The organism is Paucibacter sp. M5-1 (assembly GCF_027498415.2).
GTDB lineage: Bacteria > Pseudomonadota > Gammaproteobacteria > Burkholderiales > Burkholderiaceae_C > Roseateles_E.
Genome location: NZ_JAPZLM020000001.1, coordinates 596709 through 614008, shown reverse-complemented (window position 1 = coordinate 614008; position 17300 = coordinate 596709). Strand labels below are relative to the sequence as shown.

The 17300-nt window shown below is 68.1% G+C and carries 23 protein-coding genes; 22 read left to right on the top strand and 1 reads right to left on the bottom strand.

Going from position 1 to position 17300, the window contains the following annotated elements:
* The first annotated feature begins 45 nt into the window (after positions 1 to 45).
* The 11 genes from fliD to flgJ are packed head-to-tail and all read left to right on the top strand — an operon-like array spanning position 46 to position 7858.
* Positions 46 to 1425, top strand: a complete 1380-nt coding sequence (gene fliD / locus O5M90_RS02810) for a flagellar filament capping protein FliD (protein ID WP_269841519.1) — start codon at positions 46 to 48, stop codon at positions 1423 to 1425.
* Positions 1426 to 1428: 3 nt separating this feature from the next.
* On the top strand, positions 1429 to 1818 hold the full coding sequence (gene fliS, locus O5M90_RS02805) for a flagellar export chaperone FliS (RefSeq protein WP_137943420.1): 390 nt from the start codon (positions 1429 to 1431) through the stop codon (positions 1816 to 1818).
* Positions 1819 to 1822: 4 nt separating this feature from the next.
* Positions 1823 to 2143, top strand: a complete 321-nt coding sequence (locus tag O5M90_RS02800; RefSeq protein ID WP_269841520.1) for a hypothetical protein — start codon at positions 1823 to 1825, stop codon at positions 2141 to 2143.
* On the top strand, positions 2140 to 3264 hold the full coding sequence (locus O5M90_RS02795) for a flagellar hook-length control protein FliK (protein ID WP_269841521.1): 1125 nt from the start codon (positions 2140 to 2142) through the stop codon (positions 3262 to 3264). Before O5M90_RS02800 ends, O5M90_RS02795 begins: the two co-directional genes overlap by 4 nt.
* Before the next feature lie 16 nt (positions 3265 to 3280).
* Entirely contained in the window at positions 3281 to 3754 is a 474-nt protein-coding gene (locus tag O5M90_RS02790; protein ID WP_262972889.1) for a flagellar basal body-associated FliL family protein, read from the top strand.
* Positions 3755 to 3771: 17 nt separating this feature from the next.
* Positions 3772 to 4497 carry a FliA/WhiG family RNA polymerase sigma factor gene (locus O5M90_RS02785; RefSeq protein WP_137943417.1) on the top strand — a complete coding sequence of 242 codons (726 nt, stop codon included), beginning with the start codon at positions 3772 to 3774 and terminating at the stop codon, positions 4495 to 4497.
* 21 nt (positions 4498 to 4518) lie between these two features.
* On the top strand, positions 4519 to 5448 hold the full coding sequence (motA, locus tag O5M90_RS02780; protein ID WP_137943416.1) for a flagellar motor stator protein MotA: 930 nt from the start codon (positions 4519 to 4521) through the stop codon (positions 5446 to 5448).
* Positions 5438 to 6406 carry a flagellar motor protein MotB gene (locus tag O5M90_RS02775; RefSeq protein ID WP_269841522.1) on the top strand — a complete coding sequence of 323 codons (969 nt, stop codon included), beginning with the start codon at positions 5438 to 5440 and terminating at the stop codon, positions 6404 to 6406. Before motA ends, O5M90_RS02775 begins: the two co-directional genes overlap by 11 nt.
* 36 nt (positions 6407 to 6442) lie before the next feature.
* The gene (flgM, locus tag O5M90_RS02770; protein WP_440401805.1) at positions 6443 to 6730 is read left to right on the top strand and encodes a flagellar biosynthesis anti-sigma factor FlgM; all 288 of its coding nucleotides are present in this window, start codon (positions 6443 to 6445) and stop codon (positions 6728 to 6730) included.
* The gene (gene flgN / locus O5M90_RS02765) at positions 6727 to 7155 is read left to right on the top strand and encodes a flagellar export chaperone FlgN (protein ID WP_269841523.1); all 429 of its coding nucleotides are present in this window, start codon (positions 6727 to 6729) and stop codon (positions 7153 to 7155) included. The genes flgM and flgN overlap by 4 nt, the downstream gene beginning before the upstream one ends.
* Positions 7142 to 7858, top strand: a complete 717-nt coding sequence (flgJ, locus tag O5M90_RS02760; RefSeq protein ID WP_269841524.1) for a flagellar assembly peptidoglycan hydrolase FlgJ — start codon at positions 7142 to 7144, stop codon at positions 7856 to 7858. The genes flgN and flgJ overlap by 14 nt, the downstream gene beginning before the upstream one ends.
* An 8-nt stretch (positions 7859 to 7866) precedes the next feature.
* On the opposite strand, the gene flgA is transcribed toward flgJ, so the two are convergent.
* Positions 7867 to 8553, bottom strand: coding sequence for a flagellar basal body P-ring formation chaperone FlgA (gene flgA, locus O5M90_RS02755; RefSeq protein ID WP_269841525.1), 687 nt, complete (start codon positions 8551 to 8553; stop codon positions 7867 to 7869).
* 22 nt (positions 8554 to 8575) lie between these two features.
* Between flgA and flgB the strand changes: the two genes are divergently transcribed.
* The 11 genes from flgB (at position 8576) to flgL (ending at position 17296) form a co-directional block, all read left to right on the top strand.
* Complete coding sequence (gene flgB, locus O5M90_RS02750) at positions 8576 to 8941, top strand: flagellar basal body rod protein FlgB (RefSeq protein ID WP_266004826.1); 366 nt, start codon at positions 8576 to 8578, stop codon at positions 8939 to 8941.
* 9 nt (positions 8942 to 8950) lie between these two features.
* Entirely contained in the window at positions 8951 to 9379 is a 429-nt protein-coding gene (gene flgC, locus O5M90_RS02745; protein WP_269841526.1) for a flagellar basal body rod protein FlgC, read from the top strand.
* Entirely contained in the window at positions 9376 to 10035 is a 660-nt protein-coding gene (locus O5M90_RS02740; protein ID WP_269841527.1) for a flagellar hook capping FlgD N-terminal domain-containing protein, read from the top strand. The genes flgC and O5M90_RS02740 overlap by 4 nt, the downstream gene beginning before the upstream one ends.
* Before the next feature lie 20 nt (positions 10036 to 10055).
* Positions 10056 to 11279 carry a flagellar hook protein FlgE gene (locus tag O5M90_RS02735; protein WP_137943407.1) on the top strand — a complete coding sequence of 408 codons (1224 nt, stop codon included), beginning with the start codon at positions 10056 to 10058 and terminating at the stop codon, positions 11277 to 11279.
* An 81-nt stretch (positions 11280 to 11360) separates the two neighbouring features.
* Positions 11361 to 12098 carry a flagellar basal body rod protein FlgF gene (locus O5M90_RS02730; RefSeq protein WP_269841528.1) on the top strand — a complete coding sequence of 246 codons (738 nt, stop codon included), beginning with the start codon at positions 11361 to 11363 and terminating at the stop codon, positions 12096 to 12098.
* Positions 12099 to 12116: 18 nt separating this feature from the next.
* Complete coding sequence (gene flgG, locus O5M90_RS02725) at positions 12117 to 12905, top strand: flagellar basal-body rod protein FlgG (RefSeq protein WP_269841530.1); 789 nt, start codon at positions 12117 to 12119, stop codon at positions 12903 to 12905.
* Positions 12905 to 13555, top strand: coding sequence for a flagellar basal body L-ring protein FlgH (gene flgH, locus O5M90_RS02720; protein ID WP_269841531.1), 651 nt, complete (start codon positions 12905 to 12907; stop codon positions 13553 to 13555). Before flgG ends, flgH begins: the two co-directional genes overlap by 1 nt.
* Before the next feature lie 13 nt (positions 13556 to 13568).
* Positions 13569 to 14672 (top strand): flagellar basal body P-ring protein FlgI, encoded by a 1104-nt coding sequence (locus O5M90_RS02715; protein ID WP_269841532.1) that lies wholly within the window; start codon positions 13569 to 13571, stop codon positions 14670 to 14672.
* Positions 14672 to 15037, top strand: a complete 366-nt coding sequence (locus O5M90_RS02710; RefSeq protein ID WP_269841533.1) for a rod-binding protein — start codon at positions 14672 to 14674, stop codon at positions 15035 to 15037. The genes O5M90_RS02715 and O5M90_RS02710 overlap by 1 nt, the downstream gene beginning before the upstream one ends.
* Positions 15034 to 16377, top strand: coding sequence for a flagellar hook-associated protein FlgK (flgK, locus tag O5M90_RS02705; protein WP_269841534.1), 1344 nt, complete (start codon positions 15034 to 15036; stop codon positions 16375 to 16377). The genes O5M90_RS02710 and flgK overlap by 4 nt, the downstream gene beginning before the upstream one ends.
* 16 nt (positions 16378 to 16393) lie before the next feature.
* Positions 16394 to 17296 carry a flagellar hook-associated protein FlgL gene (flgL, locus tag O5M90_RS02700; protein WP_137943401.1) on the top strand — a complete coding sequence of 301 codons (903 nt, stop codon included), beginning with the start codon at positions 16394 to 16396 and terminating at the stop codon, positions 17294 to 17296.
* Positions 17297 to 17300 lie beyond the last annotated feature (4 nt).

Below are 17300 nucleotides of genomic sequence, written 5' to 3'. Positions count from 1 at the left end.
CCCTGAAGCAAGGTAGTCCTACCCAACACCTTGCAGGAGCACGTCATGGCTAATTTCGACCCGTCCACCCTGGCCACCCAGCTGGCGACCGCCTACACCCAGCAGACCCAGAGCCTGCTGACGGCGCAGAACAAGACCAGCCAGGCCACGTCGACCGCGCTGAGCAAGCTGCAAAGCTCGCTGCAGGGCTTCGACACGGCGATGAAGGCCCTGACCACCGGCAAGAACGGCTTGGCCCAGCTCAGCGCCGGCTTTGCCAACACCGCCACCGGCACGGCCAAGGCCGATTCCACGGCGCTGCCGGGCAGCTACCAGATCTTCGTCGAGAAGCTGGCCAGCTCGCATCAGATCGCCTTCAAGGACGTGCCCGCCCAGGATGTGTCGGCCTGGCCCGCAGGGCCGCTGAATATGTCGGTCAATCTGGCCAATGGCAGCAACTTCGTCGTCAATCTGGCCAATGCCGATGCCGACAACGATGGCAGCCTGTCCCAGGTCGAACTGGCGCGCGCGATCAACCAGGCCAGCGGCAATGCCGGCTCGGTGACGGCCCAGGTGATCACGGCCGGCGGCCAGTCGCAGCTGAGCCTGAGTTCGGGCGTCAGCGGCGAGGGCGGCGCGATCAGCCTGGACACCAGCGGCATCCCGGCCGGCGCGCTGCGCAGCGCGCTGGAAGACCCGGCCAAGAAGCTGCAGCTGACGGCGGCCCAGGACGCGGTGGTCTGGATGGGAGCCCAGGGCTCGGGCATCCAGATCAAGCAGGGCAGCAATGAGCTGACGTCCATTCCCGGCGTCAGCGTCACGCTGAAGGCCTTGAGCAGCGGCGCACCCGATGTGCTGACCGTGGCCAAGGACGAGAGCGCGACCACGGCCAAGGTGAAGAGCTTTGTCGATGCTTACAACGCGCTGGAGAAAAGCCTCAGCGAGCTGACCGCCGCCGGCAAGGACGGCGCCGCCTCGGCCGCCTTCGCCACCGATGCCGGCGTGCGCTCGCTGCGCAGCCGCTTGAACAACATCCTGCGCCAGGACTTCGGCGGCCTGGCCCTGCGCGACCTGGGCATCAGTGCCGACCGCAACGGTCAGCTGAGCCTGGACAGCACCAAGCTCAACAAGACGCTGGCGACCAAGCCCGATGCGCTGGACCAGGTGTTCGGCAAGTCCTCGCTGAGCTCGGGCAGCGGCGTGCTGGGGGCTTTCAGCGTCGCGGTCGACCAGTGGACCAACAGCGTCTCGGGCCAGATCGCGCAGCGCAAGAGCTCGGTGCAGTCGCAGCAGAAGGCCATCGGCGAACGCCAGACCCGGCTCGACAACCAGTACGAGCAGTCCTACCAACGCTATCTGAAGCAGTTCACCGCCTTGCAGCAGGTGCAGGCGCAGATGGCCGATACCACCAGCCTGTTCAGCTCGCTGAGCTTACCGAACTCATAAACGATGACTTACGACGCCTACCAAAGCTACCAAGCCGTCAATCTCAAGGCCCAGACCGCCCAGGCTTCGCCGGTGCAGCTGGTGCTGGTCCTGATGGACGGCCTGATCGATGAACTGGCCCGCGCCCGCGGCCATATCGAGGCCCGCCGCTACGAGCTCAAGGCCAGCAGCCTGGAAAAGTGCGTCAACATCATCAACGGCCTGTCCAGCGCGCTGGACGTGGACGCCGGCAGCGAGGTGGTGCACAACCTCGCCCGTCTCTATGACTACTGCGCCGAGCGCCTGTACCGCGCCGGCGTCGAACTCAATGTCGCCATCGTCGACGAGGTGAGCGGCCTGCTGGCGAATATCCGCAGCGGCTGGCAAGGCGTGCAGGCGAACAGCCATGGCTGAGCGCATGCCCCTGATCGAACGCCTGGGTCGCGGCCTGAAGCAGGCCAGCGGCGCACGCGACTGGCAGGCCCTGGCCCGCCTGGACCGCGAGCTGGCCCTGGCGCTGCGCGACTGGGCCGATGTGGCCGACTGGAGCACGGCCGAACGCGGCGCGCTGCAGGCCCTGCAGCGCCAGCACCAGGACGCCCGCCTGCACTGCGCCGCCGAGCTGCAGAACCTGTCCCAGACCCTGGAGCAGATGCGTGCCGGCCAAGGCCGCTGGCAGGCCTATGCCGAGAGCAGCAACTGGTCCGACAGCGCCCAGGACGAGGAGGCCCGCGCATGAATAGCAACACTCTTTTGCTCAACACCGGCGCCAGCACCCCACTGCTGCCTGGCCTCAACGGTGGCGTGCTGCTCAATGCGGCCCAGCCGCTCGGTCAGAACCTGGGCCAGCCCGGTTTCGCCAACACGCTGGCGCTGCAGCAGGACGTTGCGCTGCTGCAGCAGCAGCCGGCAGCGCTGCCGACCACGGTAGAGCCTGCGACCCCGCCGGCCGCAGACAGCGCCGTGCTGGCAGCGGCCGGCGAACCGACGACCGAAGCAGGGCAAGAAACTGAAACCGATCAGAGCGCGGCCGAGCCGGTTCTGGAGGCCCAGTCCAGCCATGTACTGGCGGCGTTGGGCCTGTGGCAGCCTCCGGTAGCGGCGCAGGCTGCGGCCATGCCGGCAGCCGGCATGCCGTCGGTGCCTGTCGCTTCGACCGCCGCCGCCGTGCCCGACAAGCCGTCCGCCGCAGCGGCCGAGTCGACACTGCTGACCGCACTCCCAACCGCCGCCATCGGTGCCAAGTCCGTCGGCACGGCGGACAGTGCGCCGTCGGCCAGTTTCGAAGCGGCGCTCACACTGCCGGCGCCCAGCGGCATCGACGGCGTCAGGCCGGCGGCGGTCGTCGTGGCGGCGGCGCTGCCGACCAGCGAGGCCGGCCCCGCGCCTGCGCTGGTGCTGAAGGGCGAACCCACCCAATGGCAGCAGCCGCTGCTGCAGGCCCTGGGCGACCGTCTGCAGCTGCAGATCGCCGCCCGCAGCGAGCAGGCCGTGATCAAGCTGGACCCGCCGATGCTGGGCCAGGTCGAGATCGCGATCCGCCAGCAGGCCGGCGAGCTGCAGGTGCGCATGAGCGCCAGCCACGGCGAGGTGGCGCGCCAGCTGCATCAGGTCAGCGACGGCCTGCGCCAGGACCTGGTGCAGCGCCACAGCGGCGAGGTGACAGTGCAGGTGACGCAGACCGCACGCGGCGGTGACGACGCGCGCCAGGCCGGTCGCGATGCGCAGCAGCAGCCCTCCCAGCAGCAGGCCCAGGACCAACGCGATCAGCAACGCCGCCCGGGCCGCGGTCTGCATGAGGACGAGGCCGCCGCCCGCGCCTTCGCGAGCTCGCTGACCGCCGCCGACACCCCGGCCTGAACCGACGGACAAGCCCATGAAAAATTTCAAACTGATTCTGATCGTGGCCCTGGTGGGCCTGCTCGCTGCGGCCGGCGCCGGCGCCGCCGTCTGGTGGAGCATGGCCAACAAGGCGCCGAGCCCCGACAAGTCCGGCAAGGCCATCGCCGAAGCACCGGCCAAACCGGCGCCCGACTACAAATACGTGACCCTGGACAAGGTGCTGATCATGCTGCGCGGCCGTGCCGGCGAGACGGTCTCGCACTACATGGCCATCGATGTCGTGTTCAAGGCGCTGCCCGAGCAGGAGAAGCGCGCCAAGGAGCATCTGCCGCTGCTGCGCACGATCGCGGTCAAGGCGCTGTCCGAGTACACGGTGGAGACGGCACAAGGCATGACGGTGGCGCAGTTCGCCGATGAGCTGAACAAGGCCTACCAGGCCAACTATGCGGCCGAGCAGCGCGAGCCGCCCTTTGCCGAAGCCCTGATCGGCAAGCTGATCATCGAGTAAGCCCAGCCGACCGCGCCATGCAAGCCACCGCCTACGCCGAGCTGAATCAGGCCGCCCATGCCGCGCATGCCGGCCTGGGGCCCGACTTCGAGCAGCGCCAGCTGCGCGCGTATGCCCCCTTGGTCAAGCGCATCGCGCGCCAGCTCAATGCCCAGGCCAGCGCGGTGATGGACCGCGAGGACATGGAGCAGATCGGCCTGATGGGCCTGCTCGAAGCGCTGCGCCGCTATGGCGAGCCCGATGAGGCCTTCGGCGCGTTTGCCGCGTTGCGCGTGCGCGGCGCCATCCTCGACGAGCTGCGCCGCCAGGACTGGCGGCCGCGCTCGGTGCGCCAGGACAGCCACAAGCTGCGCGACGCGCTGCGCGCGCTGACCCGCAAGCTGGGCCACGAGCCCAGCGAGGCCGAGATCCTCGGGCATCTGAAGCTGACGCCGCAGGCCTGGTCCGCCTACCAGCAGGCCGAGGTGGCTGAGGAGCTGGCCAGCTTTGACGAGCTGGTCCAGGAGCTCAGCAATCTGCCCAGCGAGAGCCGCACACCCGAGGCCCAGCTGATGATCAGCCGCAGCATCGAGCAGGCGCTGACCAGCCTGGACGAGCGCGAGCAGAAGGTCATCCAGCTCTATTACGAATTCGACGCCAGCCTGAAGGAAATCGCCGCGGTGCTGGACCTCACCGAGGCGCGCGTCTCGCAGATCAACAAGGGCGCGCTGCGGAAGATGAAAACCTTCCTGCAGCAAGCCTGATTCAAGAAAGTAGCAACAACCATGCAGCCGTTCATTGGAATCGTCATCGTGCTGGGCTGTGTCTTCGGCGGCTTCATGCTGCACGGCGGCAGCTTCAAGGTGATCTGGCAGCCGGTCGAGCTGCTGATCATCCTGGGCGCTGGCCTGGGCGCCATCGTGCTGGGCAACCCCAAGCATGTGCTGTCGGAAATGATGCTGCAGCTCAAGAAGGTGATGATGCCGCGCAAGGCCGGCGAGGAGTTCCAGCGCCAGTTGCTGCTGCTGATGTATGAGCTGCTGCAGACGGCGGCCGGCGGCCTGAAGGCGCTGGATGCCCACGTCGAGGCGCCGCACGAAAGCGTGCTGTTCAAGCGCTATCCGCTGATCCTGGACGAGCCCAAGCTGCTGCACTTCATCGTCGACAATTTCCGCCTGATGGCCATGGGCAAGATCAATGCCCACGAGCTCGAGGGCGTGCTGGAGCAGGAGCTGGAGGCCATCCATGACGAGCTGGCCCAGCCGGCCAAGTCGCTGCACAAGATCGGCGAGGCGATGCCGGGCTTCGGCATCCTGGCCGCCGTGCTGGGCATCGTGATGGCGATGAGCTCGGTAGCCGAGGGCGCCGACACCGGCCAGATCGCGCTGATGGTGGCCGCGGCCATGGTCGGCACCTTCATCGGCATCTTCTTCTGCTATGCGGTGCTGGACCCGCTGAGCAATATGATGAAGCAGCAGGTCAACGAAGAGATGGCTGCGATGGAATCGGTCAAGGTCGTGCTGGTCACCCATGTCTCGGGCAAGCCGCCGCTGCTGGCCATCGATGCCGGCCGCCGCCTGGTGCAGCTGAACATCAAGCCCAGCTTCGCGGTGCTGGAGGGCTGGATCGACAAGATGCAGGACGCCGGCGACGCCGAGGCGACGCCGCGCCGCCGCGCCACCGACCGCATGCCGGGAGAGCGCCGTGCTGCCTAGTAGCAAGGTCGGCGCCAAGGCCGATCACCACCAGACCGTCGTCAAGCGCGTGTCGCGCAAGCACGACGACGAAGGCCACGGCGGCGCCTGGAAGGTCGCCTTCGCCGACTTCTGCCTGGCCCTGCTGTGCCTGTTCCTGGTGCTGTGGCTGCTGGCCTCGCGCGAGACCGAGGCGATGCAGCAGGTGCTGCAGAGCAATGGCAGCAAGATGCTGGGCGAAGGCAGCGGCACCAGTAATGCGATCGCCGCCGGCATGAAGGGCAGCCTGATCGAGCGCCACCCGGTGCCGGCGCGCGAGCAGGAGCTGATGCGCGGCCGCAGCGAGAACCTCGACGACCCGCAGGCCGTCAAGCACTACGAGAGCCCGGCCGAGTTCCGCGATCTGGCGCGCCTGATCGAGCGCGCCAGCGCCGAGGAGGGGCTGCAAGGCAATCTGCAGACCGCGATCACGCCGCAAGGCCTGCGCCTGATGCTGCACGACACCGATGCCGAGGGCATGTTCGACCGTGGCAGCGCGATGCCCAACCAGCGCTTTCGTGCACTGCTGCGCAAGCTCGGTGCGGTGTTCGCGAAGGTCGAAAACCCGCTGCTGATCGTCGGCCATACCGATGCCTCGCAGTATCGCGGCCGCAGCATCGGCGCCTTCTCCAACACCGCGCTGTCCAGCCACCGCGCGATGGCGGCGCGCTTTCATCTGCTCGAAGGCGGCATGGCCGAGCGCAGCGTGATGCAGGTCAGCGGCATGGCCGACGCCGCGCCGCTGGACGAGCGCGATCCGAACGCGGCCATCAACCGCCGTATCGAGCTGATGGTGCTGACCCATCGTCAGTCGCAGCTGATGGCCTCGATGTTCGGCGCGCCGCGCCAGAGTCTGCCCGTCGCCGACGGCCTGAGCGCCGAAACCCCCGAGGCCATGCGCGAGCTGCGCCGGGTCCTGCAAAGCCCGCCGGCGAACTGAGGACCGGCCATGCGTACCAAAGCAAGAGGTGATCGTATGAGAGTCACAGGACAGAACGGCCAGCCGCTCGACAAGCTGGCCGACAAGATCGAGATCGGCAAGACCCGCGAGGCCGCGCCGGCCGTGCTGGGCGCGGCCACGGCCGCCGACGCGGCGCTGGAGTCCAGCACCTTGCAGCCGGCCAAGGCGGCGCTGGCCGAGATGCCCGAGATCGACCAGGCCAAGGTGGACATGCTGCGCGAGGCCCTGGCCCGCGGCGAGATCACCTTCGACGCCGGCCGCCTGGCCAAGCTGATCCAGCGCTTCCACGGGGGGCGGGGATGAGCAAGGTCGCCGAGGTGCTGGCGCGGCTGCTGCGCGATCTGCATGCGGATCGCTCGGCCTACGCCCGCCTGCGCGAGCTGCTCGAAGAACAGTTCCAGGCCGCGCTGCGCCACCGCAGCGAGCAGCTCGGCGCGCTGGCCGCCGACATCGTGGCCCTGGTCGAGCAGCTCGACCAGCGCCGCGCGGTGCGCAGCGAGCTGCTGCTGGCCCTGCTGGGTCGCAACAGCAAGCCCAGTGTCGAGGCCTTGCTGCAGCGCCTGTCGGGCGCCAGCGCCCAGACGCTGGCGGCCGCCTGGCAAGGCCTGGAGCAGCAAGTCATCGAGTGCAAGGCCCTGAACCTGCGCAACTGCCAGCTGATCACCGACCAGCATGCGCTGATGCAGCGGGTGCTGGGCGTCGAGGAGGCCACCTATGCTGAATGCTGATTTCAAGATCGGCGCCGGCTTTCCGGCCCTGCCGGCCGGCGGCGCGGTGCGCGCCGGCGGCGAGTTCTCCGGCCTGTATCGGCAGCTGCATGGCGAGGTCAGCCAGTTCATCGAGAACGGCAGCGGCAGCACGTCGACCACGCCGCCGCTGCGTGCCGCGGCGCTGAGCCCCGAAGGTCTGTGGCATCAGCTGCAGGCCAGCGGGGAGCCCGTCGAGAACAATGCCGCCGCACCCAGCCCGAGCCAGCAGGAGTTTTTGCGCGAGATCGCGCCGCTGGCCGAGCAGGCCGGCCAGCGCCTGGGCGTCGCGCCCGAGGTGCTGGCCGCCCACGCGGCGCTGGAATCGGGCTGGGGCCAGAAGCCGATACGCCGCAGCGACGGCAGTGACAGCCACAATCTGTTCGCGCTGAAGGCCGGCGCGAGCTGGCGCGGCGAGGTCGCCGAGGTGCTGACCACCGAGTACGAGCAGGGCGCGCCGAGCAAGCGCCGCGAGGGTTTCCGCAGCTATGCCGGACCGGCCCAGGCCTTCAACGACTTTGCCCAGCTGCTGCTGAACAGCCCGCGCTACCAGGCTGCGCTGCAGACCGGCGCCGACGCCCAGGCCTATGGCCGGGCGCTGCAGCAGGGCGGCTATGCGACCGACCCGGCCTATGCCGACAAGCTGGCCGCGACGGCCCAGCGCATCAAGGCGGGTGGGCGATGATGCCGGCTTCAGCGCAGGGCCGGTTCGACCTGAGCCTCATCCAGCACGCGCGCACTGATGACGCGGCCGCTGGCCAGATTGCGCACGCGGATCTGCGCGCCCAGCGCGCCGGCGTCCAGCGCCTCGCCGGCCGCCTGCACCTCGATGCCGCCGTTGCGCGCGACGATGCTGACCTTCTGGCCGCGCTTGATCAGCAGCGCCGCCTGCAGCTGGCGTCTGAGCAGCAGCTGGCCCGGACGCAGGCTGGTGCGCGGGCTCTGGCCCAGCACCGCGTCGAACTGCGACAGCGCCTCGGGCGCGTTCGTGATGTCACGCCGCTCCAGCAGCACATCGCTCTCGGTGATCAGCTGACCGGGGCGCAGCGCCTGGGCCGCCACCAGCACCTCGGCGCTGAGCTGGCCGCGCAGCAGCAGCACCTGCAGGGGCGCCGCCGCACGGTCCGGGCAGTGGGCGGAGAAGCGCAGCCGGCTCAGATAGCGGGTGTCCAGCGCCTCGATCTGCCAGCCACTGGGGCAGGGCGGCGCGCTGCTGGGCTTGGCGGTCGGCGTCAGGCGCAGCTGCGGTTCCAGCCAGCCCTGGCGCTGGGCCTGCTCCAACACAAGCCGCTCGGCGAATTCGTTCACGCTGTCGACGAGACCGCGTGTCGCGGCAGCGCCGACATCGCCGATAGTCACGGCCAGCATGCTGGCCAGCATCAGATTTCTTGGGGAACAAAGCATGAGTATTGATTTCAGCAAGGCGATGGGCCAGCACGCCGACGCGCTCCGTGTGCGCGCCGAGCGCACCAAGGTGCTGGCCTCCAACATCGCCAATGAGAGCACACCCGGCTATCAGGCGCGAGACATTGATTTTGCCGCCACCCTGCGCCAGGCCCATCAGGACAACCGTGATGGCCTGCTGCTCGATACCGAGGGCGAGGACCTGCAGTATCGCGTGCCCTTCCATGCGGCCCAGGACGGCAACACGGTGGAGCTGGGCGTCGAGCAGGCGGCGTTCTCGCAGAACGCCTCGGATTTCCAGACCAGCCTGACCTTTCTGAACATGAAGCTCAGAGGCCTGGCCAAGGCCATCAACGGACAGTAAGGAGCGGCGATGTCATTCAAGCAGATCAGCCAGATCGCGGGCTCGGCCATGTCGGCCCAGACCACGCGTCTGAACACCATCGCCAGCAATCTGGCCAATGCGCAGTCGGCCTCGGGCTCCGAGGCCGACACCTACCGGGCCCGCAAGCCGGTGTTCGCCGCGCTGGCCGCCCGCGAGGGCCTGGGCGAGCAGCAGCTGGCCGGCAGCCGCGTCCAGGTGCTGGACGTCGTCGAGAGCGACGAGCCGCTGCGCAAGGTCTACGAGCCCGAGCATCCGCTGGCCAACGAGGCCGGCGAGGTGTTCTATCCGAACGTCAATCCGGTCGCCGAGATGACCGACATGATGTCGGCCTCGCGCGCCTTCGAGACCAATGTCGAGGTGCTGGGCCGTGTCAAGGCGATGCAGCAGTCGCTGCTGCGCCTGGGAGAGGGCCAATGAGCGCGGTCACGAACGACACCAGCAGCAACAGCGCCGGCGCCGCCAGCAAGGCCGTCGGCAGCAATGGCGAGGTCTCGCAGCTGTTCACCACCTTGCTGGTGGCCCAGATCAAGAACCAGAACCCGCTGGAGCCGACCGACCCCAGCGAGTTCGTCAACCAGCTGACCCAGCTGAGCCAGATGGAGACCTTGCAGCAGCTGACCGCGCAGGGCGCCAGCAATGCCGGCATGCTGTCCAGCCTGCAGATGCTGACCCTGGGCGCCCAGGTCGGCTCCACCGTGCAGGCGCGCGTCGAGCAGCTCAAGCTCGACAAGCAGCCGGTCGACACCCACTTCACGCTGGACGGCAATGCCAACCCGGCCACGCTGGTGCTCAAGGGCGCCGATGGCGTCGAGAAGCGCGTCGATCTGGGCCCGCGCACCGCCGGCGCCAACAGCTACAAGCTGGACCCGGCCGCGCTGGGCCTGGCCAGCGGCAGCTACCAGGTGCGCATCGAGAACGAATCCAAGCAGGCCACGGCGGTCGAAGTCGTCGCCGAGCTGCGCAGCGTGCGCCTGACCGGCGACGGCGGCGCCTTGCTGCAGCTGGGCGCGCTGGGCGAGATCACGCCGGCCGCCATCACCCAATTCAAGGGCCGCGCCGCGGCCAACTCCTAAATTCACGCGAAGGGCATATCATGAGTTTCGAAATCGCACGCTCGGGCATCAACGCGGTCAGCGGCAGCCTGGAAGCCATCAGCAACAACATCGCCAACTCCGGCACCTACGGCTTCAAATCCAGCCGCGCCAATTTCTCGGCCATGTACTCGGGCACGCAGATGAACGGCGCCGAACTCAGCTCGATGTCGCAAAGCATCGAGAAGAGCGGTGGCCTGTTCAACACCGGGCGCGGCATGGACGCGATGATCCAGGGCCGCGGCTTCTTCGCCGTCAAGGATGATTCCGGCCAGCAGGTCTTCACCCGCGTGGGCATCTTCAATGTCGACAAGGACGGCTTCGTCGTCGATGCCAACGGCCGCAAGGCCCAGGGCTATGGCGTGGTGGTCGATGCCACCGGCAAGCCGGTCCCGGGCGCGGGCCTGGGGGCGCTTGGCGATCTGAAGGTGCCGACCGGCCAGATCGGCGCCGAAGCCAGCACCAAGCTGGCATTCAACGGCAATCTGTCGGCCGACTGGACCGTGCCCGGCGCGCCCGGCCCGCTGCCGGCCTTCAATGCCAATGACCCGACGACCTTCAACAGCTCGATCACCTCGGTGGTGCATGACTCGCTGGGCAGCGTGCACAAGGTGACCCAGTACTTTGTCAAGACCGCCGCCAATGCGGTGACGGTGCGCTACAGCTTCGACGGCGCGATGCAGCCGGCCACCCAGGCGCTGGGCTTTGACGGCAACGGCAAGCTGACCGGCCCGCTCGCCCCGGTGACCTTCGGCCCGGTGGCCATCGCCGGCGGCGCCGCGCCGCTGAGCTTCGATATCGACTACAAGGGCACGACCCAGTACGCCGGTGACACGACGACGCTGACCAACACCGCCGACGGCTATGCCGCCGGCACGCTGACCGGCACCGCGATCACCGACGACGGCAGCATCGTCGCCAGCTACAGCAACGGCAAGAAGCAGACCGTCGGCACCCTGGCACTGGCGACCTTCGCCAACGAGAACGCGCTGCAGGCCGTCAACGACACCAGCTGGGAGGCCAATGACGCCACCGGCGCCGCGCTGTTCTCACGCCCCGGCTCGGCCACGGCCTCCAAGCTGACCGTTGCCGCTATCGAGCAATCCAACGTGGACATGACCGGCGAGCTGGTCAATCTGATGTCGGCCCAACGCAACTACCAGGCCAACACCAAGGTCATCTCGGCCGAGAACGAGATGATGCAGAACCTGATGCAGGCTGTCTGAACATGAGCCTCCACACTCACTTCGTTCATTGCCCCCTGAGGGGGCGTTCAGCGCCCTTCGGGCGGCCGTGCGGGCGCTGACATGGACGCTCTGATCTACACCGTGATGAGCGGCGCCGAGCGCGTGCAGCGCGCTCAGCAGGTGCATGCCAACAATCTGGCCAATCTGGAGACTCCGGGCTTTCGCGCCAATATCGAGCAGTCCAACGCCCGCCAGGTCGAGGGCTATGGCTATGCGGCACGGCATCTGAACGAGCTGGTCAGCGATGTGGTCAGCGCCCGCGAGGGCACGCAGCGCGAAACCGGGCGCGAGCTCGATGTCGCGCTGCAGGGCCAGGGCCTGTTCGCCGTGCAGTATGGCCAAGGCAATCAAGCCGGCGAGGCCTATACCCGCGCCGGCAACTTCACGCTGGATGCCGAGGGCAATCTGCTGCTGGGCAAGCATCCGGTGCTGGGCGACGGCGGGCCGATCAATTTGCCGCCGCACAGCAAGGTCGAGATCGGCGCCGACGGCACGATCTCGATCCAGACGCCCGGCACCGCCGAGCTGCAGCCGGTCGACAAGCTCAAGCTCGTCAAGCCCGAGTTCGCGCAGCTGATCAAGAACGAGGCCGGCCTGCTGGTCGGCCGCGACGGCGCGGCGCTGGCGGCCGACGAGACGGTGCGCGTCGGCAGCGGCCGGCTCGAGTCCAGCAATGTCTCGGCCGTCGAGGAGATGGTCACGACCATGAGCCTGGCGCGCGATTTCGAGCTGCAGATGAAATTGTTCAAGGCCGCCGACAGCATGGCCGACGCAGGCAACCGCCTGGTGCGTGAGTAAGCAACACAGGAGTACACGATGAACCCAGCAATGTGGATCAGCAAGACCGGCGTGCAGGCGCAAGACGCCAAGCTGCAGGCCATCGCCAACAACCTGGCCAATGTCAACACGGTGGGCTTCAAGCGCGACCGGGTGATGTTCGAGGACCTGTTCTACCAGGTCGAGCGTCAGCCCGGCGCCGCCGGCGAGGACGGTGCGGCCGCGCCGGCCGGCGTGCAGCTGGGCAATGGCACGCGCATGGTCGGCACGCAGAAGGTCTTCACCAGCGGCAGCCTGCAGACCACCGGCCAGAGCATGGATGTGGCCATCGTCGGCCAGGGCTTTCTGCAGGTCGAGGGCCCGAACGGCCGCCCGGCCTACACCCGCGCCGGCCAGCTGCAGGTCAACTCGGAAGGCCGCCTGACCAACGCCCAGGGCCTGCGCCTGCAGCCCGAGATCACCGTGCCGGCCAATGCCACCGCGATCACGATTGCCGAGAACGGCACCGTCAGCGCCACCGTGGCCGGCGCCGCCGCACCGACCGAGCTGGGCCAGCTGCGCCTGACGAGCTTCGTCAACCCGACCGGCCTGCTGGCCCTGGGCGACAACATCTACCAGGAAACCACCGCCAGCGGCGCACCGACCGAGGGCGTGCCGGGGGCCGATGGTCTGGGCAAGCTCAAGCAGGGCGCGCTGGAAGGCTCGAATGTGCAGGTGGTCGAGGAGATGGTCGACATGATCGCTGCCCAGCGCACCTACGAGATGAACACCAAGGTGCTGTCGGCGGCCGACAGTATGCTGCAGTACCTGTCGCAGGCGGTGCGCTGATGCGCGCGGGCGGCTCGCTCCTCATCGTCGCGGCCCTGCTGGGCGGCTGCGCCAGCCTGCAGCCGCCGGCGCTGCCCGAGGCCGAGCCGGCCCCGCTGCCGGCGCTGGCCCAGGTCTCGGCCAAGGCACGCGCCGGCGGCGTTTTCGTCGCCGGCCGCACCGCCAGCCTGACCGCCGACACGCGCGCCTTCCGCGCCGGCGATGTGCTGACCGTGGTGCTGATGGAAACCACCCAGGCCAGCAAGAGCGCCGGCACCCAGCTCGGCAAGAACAGCAGCGCCGGCTTCTCGGCCAGCCTGCGCGACAAGTCCTCGGACGGCTCGCTGGAGGCGCAGCGCGACTTCAACGGCCGCTCGTCGAGCAGCCAGCAGAACACCTTGCAGGGCGCGATCACCGTGGTTGTCCACGAGGTGCTGCCCAACGGCCTGCTGAAGGTGCAGGGCGAGAAAAGCGTCTACCTGAATCAGGGCGAGGAGCTGATACGGCTGGGCGGCTATGTGCGCGCCGCCGATGTCGACAACGACAACCGCGTCTCCTCGCAGCGCGTCGCCAATGCCCGCATCAGCTACAGCGGCACCGGCCATATGGCCGAGGCCAACACCCCCGGCTGGCTGACGCGCTGGTTTGTCAGCGCGCTGATGCCATTCTGAAGAAAGACAAGCGATGAAGAGCATCTGCATCCTGGCCTTGAGCCTGGCCGCTGGCCTGCTGAGCCTGCCCGGCCATGCGGCCCAGGCGCTGGGCCAGCTGGTCAGCATCGAGGGCGTGCGCGACAACCAGCTGCTCGGCTATGGCCTGGTGGTCGGCCTGAACGGCAGCGGCGACAGCACCCAGGTCAAGTTCTCGGGCCAGTCGATCAACAATCTGCTCAAGCAGTTCGGCGTCAAGCAGCCCGAGCGCACCGAGGCCAAGAGCAAGAACGTCGCCACCGTGATGGTCAGCGCCACCTTCCCGAGCGGCTACCGGCGCGGCCAGCCCATCGATGTGACCGTGTCCTCGCTGGGCGATGCCAAGAGCCTGCGCGGCGGCGTGCTGCTCTTGACCCAGCTGCATGCGGCCGACGGCGAGGTCTATGCGCTGGCCCAGGGCAATCTGGTGGTCGGCGGTCTCAATGCGCAGGGCCAGAGCGGCTCCAGCGTCACCGTCAACACCCCCACCACCGGCCGCATCCCGAACGGGGCGACCGTGGAGCGCGAGATCGAGAGCGATTTCGACAGCCGGCCCAGCGTGCAGCTGAGCCTGAAGCGTCCCAACTTCCAGACCGCCACCTCCATCGTCGAGACCATCAACCGCCGCTACGGCGAGATTGCCAGCACCCGCGACGCCACCAGCGTCGAGGTGCAGGCCCCCGCCAACCCGACCCAGCGCGTCGCCTTCATGGCCGGGCTCCAGGCGCTCAAGGTCGAGGTCGGCGCCGAGCTGCCCAAGGTCATCTTCAACTCGCGCACCGGCACGGTGGTGATCGCCGAGGGCGTGCGCGTCAAGCCGGCGGCGGTCTCGCATGGCTCGCTGAAGGTGGTCATCAGCGAGCGGCCCCAGGTCAGCCAGCCCCAGCCCTTCAGCCAGGGCCAGACCCAGGTGACACCGCAGTCGCGCGTCGCGGTCGACCAGGGCAATGGCCGCATGCTGCGCTGGCCGGCCGGCGCCAGCCTGCAGGCCATCGTCGACACGATCAACAGCATTGGCGCGAACCCGGACGATCTGATGGCCATCCTGCAGGCCCTGGACCAGGCCGGCGCGATCGAAGGCGAATTGCAGGTGATCTGATGCTGAAAATCGACACACCACTGAATCCCGCCGCGACTGGCGCCGATGCCGACGCGATCCGCCTTCAGGCGCGCGCCGCCGAGGCGGCCGAGAAGTTCGAGGCCTTCTTCATCAAGCAGATGATGAGCCAGATGCGCTCGGCCACCCGCGCGCTGGCCGACGATGACAGCCCGCTGAAGAACAAGGTCAACGAAGACATGATGGACATGGCCGACGGCCTGGTGGCCGATGCGATGGCCGGCCAGCGTGCCTTCGGCATCGCCGACCTGATGCTCAAGCAGATCCTGCCGGCGGCTGGTTTAAGTCCGGCCGCTGCGGCGTCGCCTTCCCCTGGGGATGAGTCCAAACAGGGCATGAAACCATGAGCATGATCTTCAACGCGCTGTCGGGCGCGATCGCCGCCCAGGCGGCGCTCAACACCAACAGCCAGAACATCGCCAACGCGATGACGCCGGGCTACACCCGCCAGGGCGTGCTGCTGGGCTCGGTCCAGTCGGGCAGCAGCAATGCGGCCGGCGCCGGCGTGGCCGTCTCGGGCCTGCTGCGCTTCAACGACGGCTACAAATCGCTGCAGATGTGGCAGGCGGCCTCGAATCTGGGCCAGTACAAGGCCGGCCAACCTTATCTGAACCAATTGGAGCAGGTGATGTCGGACGACACCTCCAACATCAACCAGGGGCTCGATGCCTTCTTTGCCGCGCTCAATGCCGCCAGCGTGCAGCCCGATTCGGGCCCGCTGCGCGAGCAGGTGATCACGGCGGCCGACGGCCTGGTCAAGCGCGTCGGCAGCCTGCAAAGCCTGCTGAGCGGCCAGCAGAGCGCGCTGCTCGCACAGCGCGGCGCGGCCATCGACCAGGTCAACAGCCACACCCAGAGCATCGCGCTGCTGAACAAGCAGATCGCCGCGGCCCAGGCCACCGGCATCAACACCTCGGGCCTGCTCGATGCGCGCGACCAGCAGGTCGATGCGCTGTCCTCGCTGGCCGGCCTGCAGGTCGTCAACCAGCCGGACGGCACGATCAGCGTCTCGCTGAAGAACGGCCAGCCGCTGGTGCTGGGCAGCGAGGCGGCGGTGATGAGCCAGAACGCCGGCGACCTGGAGCTGAGCTTTGCCAACAGCAGCTTCAAGGTGCTGGGCCAGAACCTGGGCGGCCAGCTCGGCGGGCTGCAGGACTTCGAGACCCAGGTGCTCAAGCCGATGCAGAGCTCGATCGGCGAGCTGGCCCAGGGCATTGCGACGAGCTTCAACACCCAGCTCGCGGCCGGTTCCGCGCCACCGGTCGTCGGCCCGGGCCAACCGCTGTTCGACTACAGCGGCGGCAAGCTCAAGCTGACCGGCCTCACCGCGACGCAGCTGGCCTTTGCCGCGCCGGGCGGTGCGATCGGTGACAGCAGCAATCTGAAGGCCTTGATCGGGCTGAAGAGCCAGACCATCAGCGTCGACGGCAAGCTGACCGTGATGGGCGATGTCTACACCCAGCTGGTCGGCAAGCTGGGCGTGCAGAGCCAGCAGAACATCGCCGCGCAGAAGACCGCGATCACGGTGCGCGACCAGGCCGAGGAAAGCTGGAAGTCCACCAGCGGCGTCAACAACGACGAAGAGGCCATCAGCCTGATGCAGTACAAGCAGATGTACGAGGCCAATATGAAGGTCGTCGCGGTGGCCAATGCCTTGTTCGACAGCACGCTGGCGATGATTCGCTGACAGGAGAGACCGGACTATGCGTATCGCCAGCAACCAATACCACGCCACGATGAACAGCGCGCTGCAGACCGCCAACAGCGGCCTCGCGCTGGTGATGCAGCAGATGGCCTCGGGCAACCGCATCATGAAGCCCTCGGACGACACCATCGCGACGGTGCGCCTGGCCCGCCTGTCGCGCGAGGAGGCGGCGCTGGACCAGTACCGCAGCAATGCCGGGGCGCTGAAGACCCGGCTGCAGGCCAACGAGGTCACGCTGGACTCGATGAAGAACGATCTGATGATGGCCCGCGATCTGCTCGTCTGGGCCGCCGACGGCGCCAACACGCCGGCCGATGTGGCCGCGATGGCCACCTCGCTGGAAGCGCTGCGCGACAGCCTGTTCTTCGCCGCCAACAGCCGCAATGCCGAGGGCAAGTACTTGTTCTCGGGCACCGCCACCGATGTCGCGACCGTGACCGATACCGGCGCCGCGCCGCCGGCCCGCTATGCCCAGAATGCCGCGGTCAACGGCCTCACGCAGGATGTCGCGGTCGGCGACGGCGTGACCCTGGCCGCCAATGTCTCGCTGGGCAGCCTGGGCTTCGCCGCCTTTCTGAACAAGCTCGACGCGGCGGCCACCGCCTTCAAGACCGGCAGCTACACCGGCACCACCGCGCGCGACCAGCTGGTCGAGACCGATCTGATGCTGGACGGCATCAGCGGCCAGATCAGCGTGCTGGGCGGGCGCCAGAATGTGCTGCAAACCATGGCCGACAACCAGGCCGCGATCAGCCTGGCCAACAAGCAGGCCTATATCGACCTGGCCCAGCTCGACTATGGCGAGGCTTCGGTGCGCCTGAACAGCCACACGCTGGCGGTGCAGGCCACGCAGAAGGCCTATGCCAAGGTCAGCCAGCTGAGCCTGTTCAACGCTTTCTGAATCG

Coding starts and splice junctions, on each gene's coding strand:
- fliD (WP_269841519.1), top strand. CDS start 46: ATGGCTAATTTCGACCCGTCCACCCTGGCCACCCAGCTGGCGACCGCC.
- fliS (WP_137943420.1), top strand. CDS start 1,429: ATGACTTACGACGCCTACCAAAGCTACCAAGCCGTCAATCTCAAGGCC.
- O5M90_RS02800 (WP_269841520.1), top strand. CDS start 1,823: ATGCCCCTGATCGAACGCCTGGGTCGCGGCCTGAAGCAGGCCAGCGGC.
- O5M90_RS02795 (WP_269841521.1), top strand. CDS start 2,140: ATGAATAGCAACACTCTTTTGCTCAACACCGGCGCCAGCACCCCACTG.
- O5M90_RS02790 (WP_262972889.1), top strand. CDS start 3,281: ATGAAAAATTTCAAACTGATTCTGATCGTGGCCCTGGTGGGCCTGCTC.
- O5M90_RS02785 (WP_137943417.1), top strand. CDS start 3,772: ATGCAAGCCACCGCCTACGCCGAGCTGAATCAGGCCGCCCATGCCGCG.
- motA (WP_137943416.1), top strand. CDS start 4,519: ATGCAGCCGTTCATTGGAATCGTCATCGTGCTGGGCTGTGTCTTCGGC.
- flgM (WP_440401805.1), top strand. CDS start 6,443: ATGAGAGTCACAGGACAGAACGGCCAGCCGCTCGACAAGCTGGCCGAC.
- flgN (WP_269841523.1), top strand. CDS start 6,727: ATGAGCAAGGTCGCCGAGGTGCTGGCGCGGCTGCTGCGCGATCTGCAT.
- flgJ (WP_269841524.1), top strand. CDS start 7,142: ATGCTGAATGCTGATTTCAAGATCGGCGCCGGCTTTCCGGCCCTGCCG.
- flgA (WP_269841525.1), bottom strand. CDS start 8,553: ATGCTGGCCAGCATGCTGGCCGTGACTATCGGCGATGTCGGCGCTGCC.
- flgB (WP_266004826.1), top strand. CDS start 8,576: ATGAGTATTGATTTCAGCAAGGCGATGGGCCAGCACGCCGACGCGCTC.
- flgC (WP_269841526.1), top strand. CDS start 8,951: ATGTCATTCAAGCAGATCAGCCAGATCGCGGGCTCGGCCATGTCGGCC.
- O5M90_RS02740 (WP_269841527.1), top strand. CDS start 9,376: ATGAGCGCGGTCACGAACGACACCAGCAGCAACAGCGCCGGCGCCGCC.
- O5M90_RS02735 (WP_137943407.1), top strand. CDS start 10,056: ATGAGTTTCGAAATCGCACGCTCGGGCATCAACGCGGTCAGCGGCAGC.
- O5M90_RS02730 (WP_269841528.1), top strand. CDS start 11,361: ATGGACGCTCTGATCTACACCGTGATGAGCGGCGCCGAGCGCGTGCAG.
- flgG (WP_269841530.1), top strand. CDS start 12,117: ATGAACCCAGCAATGTGGATCAGCAAGACCGGCGTGCAGGCGCAAGAC.
- flgH (WP_269841531.1), top strand. CDS start 12,905: ATGCGCGCGGGCGGCTCGCTCCTCATCGTCGCGGCCCTGCTGGGCGGC.
- O5M90_RS02715 (WP_269841532.1), top strand. CDS start 13,569: ATGAAGAGCATCTGCATCCTGGCCTTGAGCCTGGCCGCTGGCCTGCTG.
- O5M90_RS02710 (WP_269841533.1), top strand. CDS start 14,672: ATGCTGAAAATCGACACACCACTGAATCCCGCCGCGACTGGCGCCGAT.
- flgK (WP_269841534.1), top strand. CDS start 15,034: ATGAGCATGATCTTCAACGCGCTGTCGGGCGCGATCGCCGCCCAGGCG.
- flgL (WP_137943401.1), top strand. CDS start 16,394: ATGCGTATCGCCAGCAACCAATACCACGCCACGATGAACAGCGCGCTG.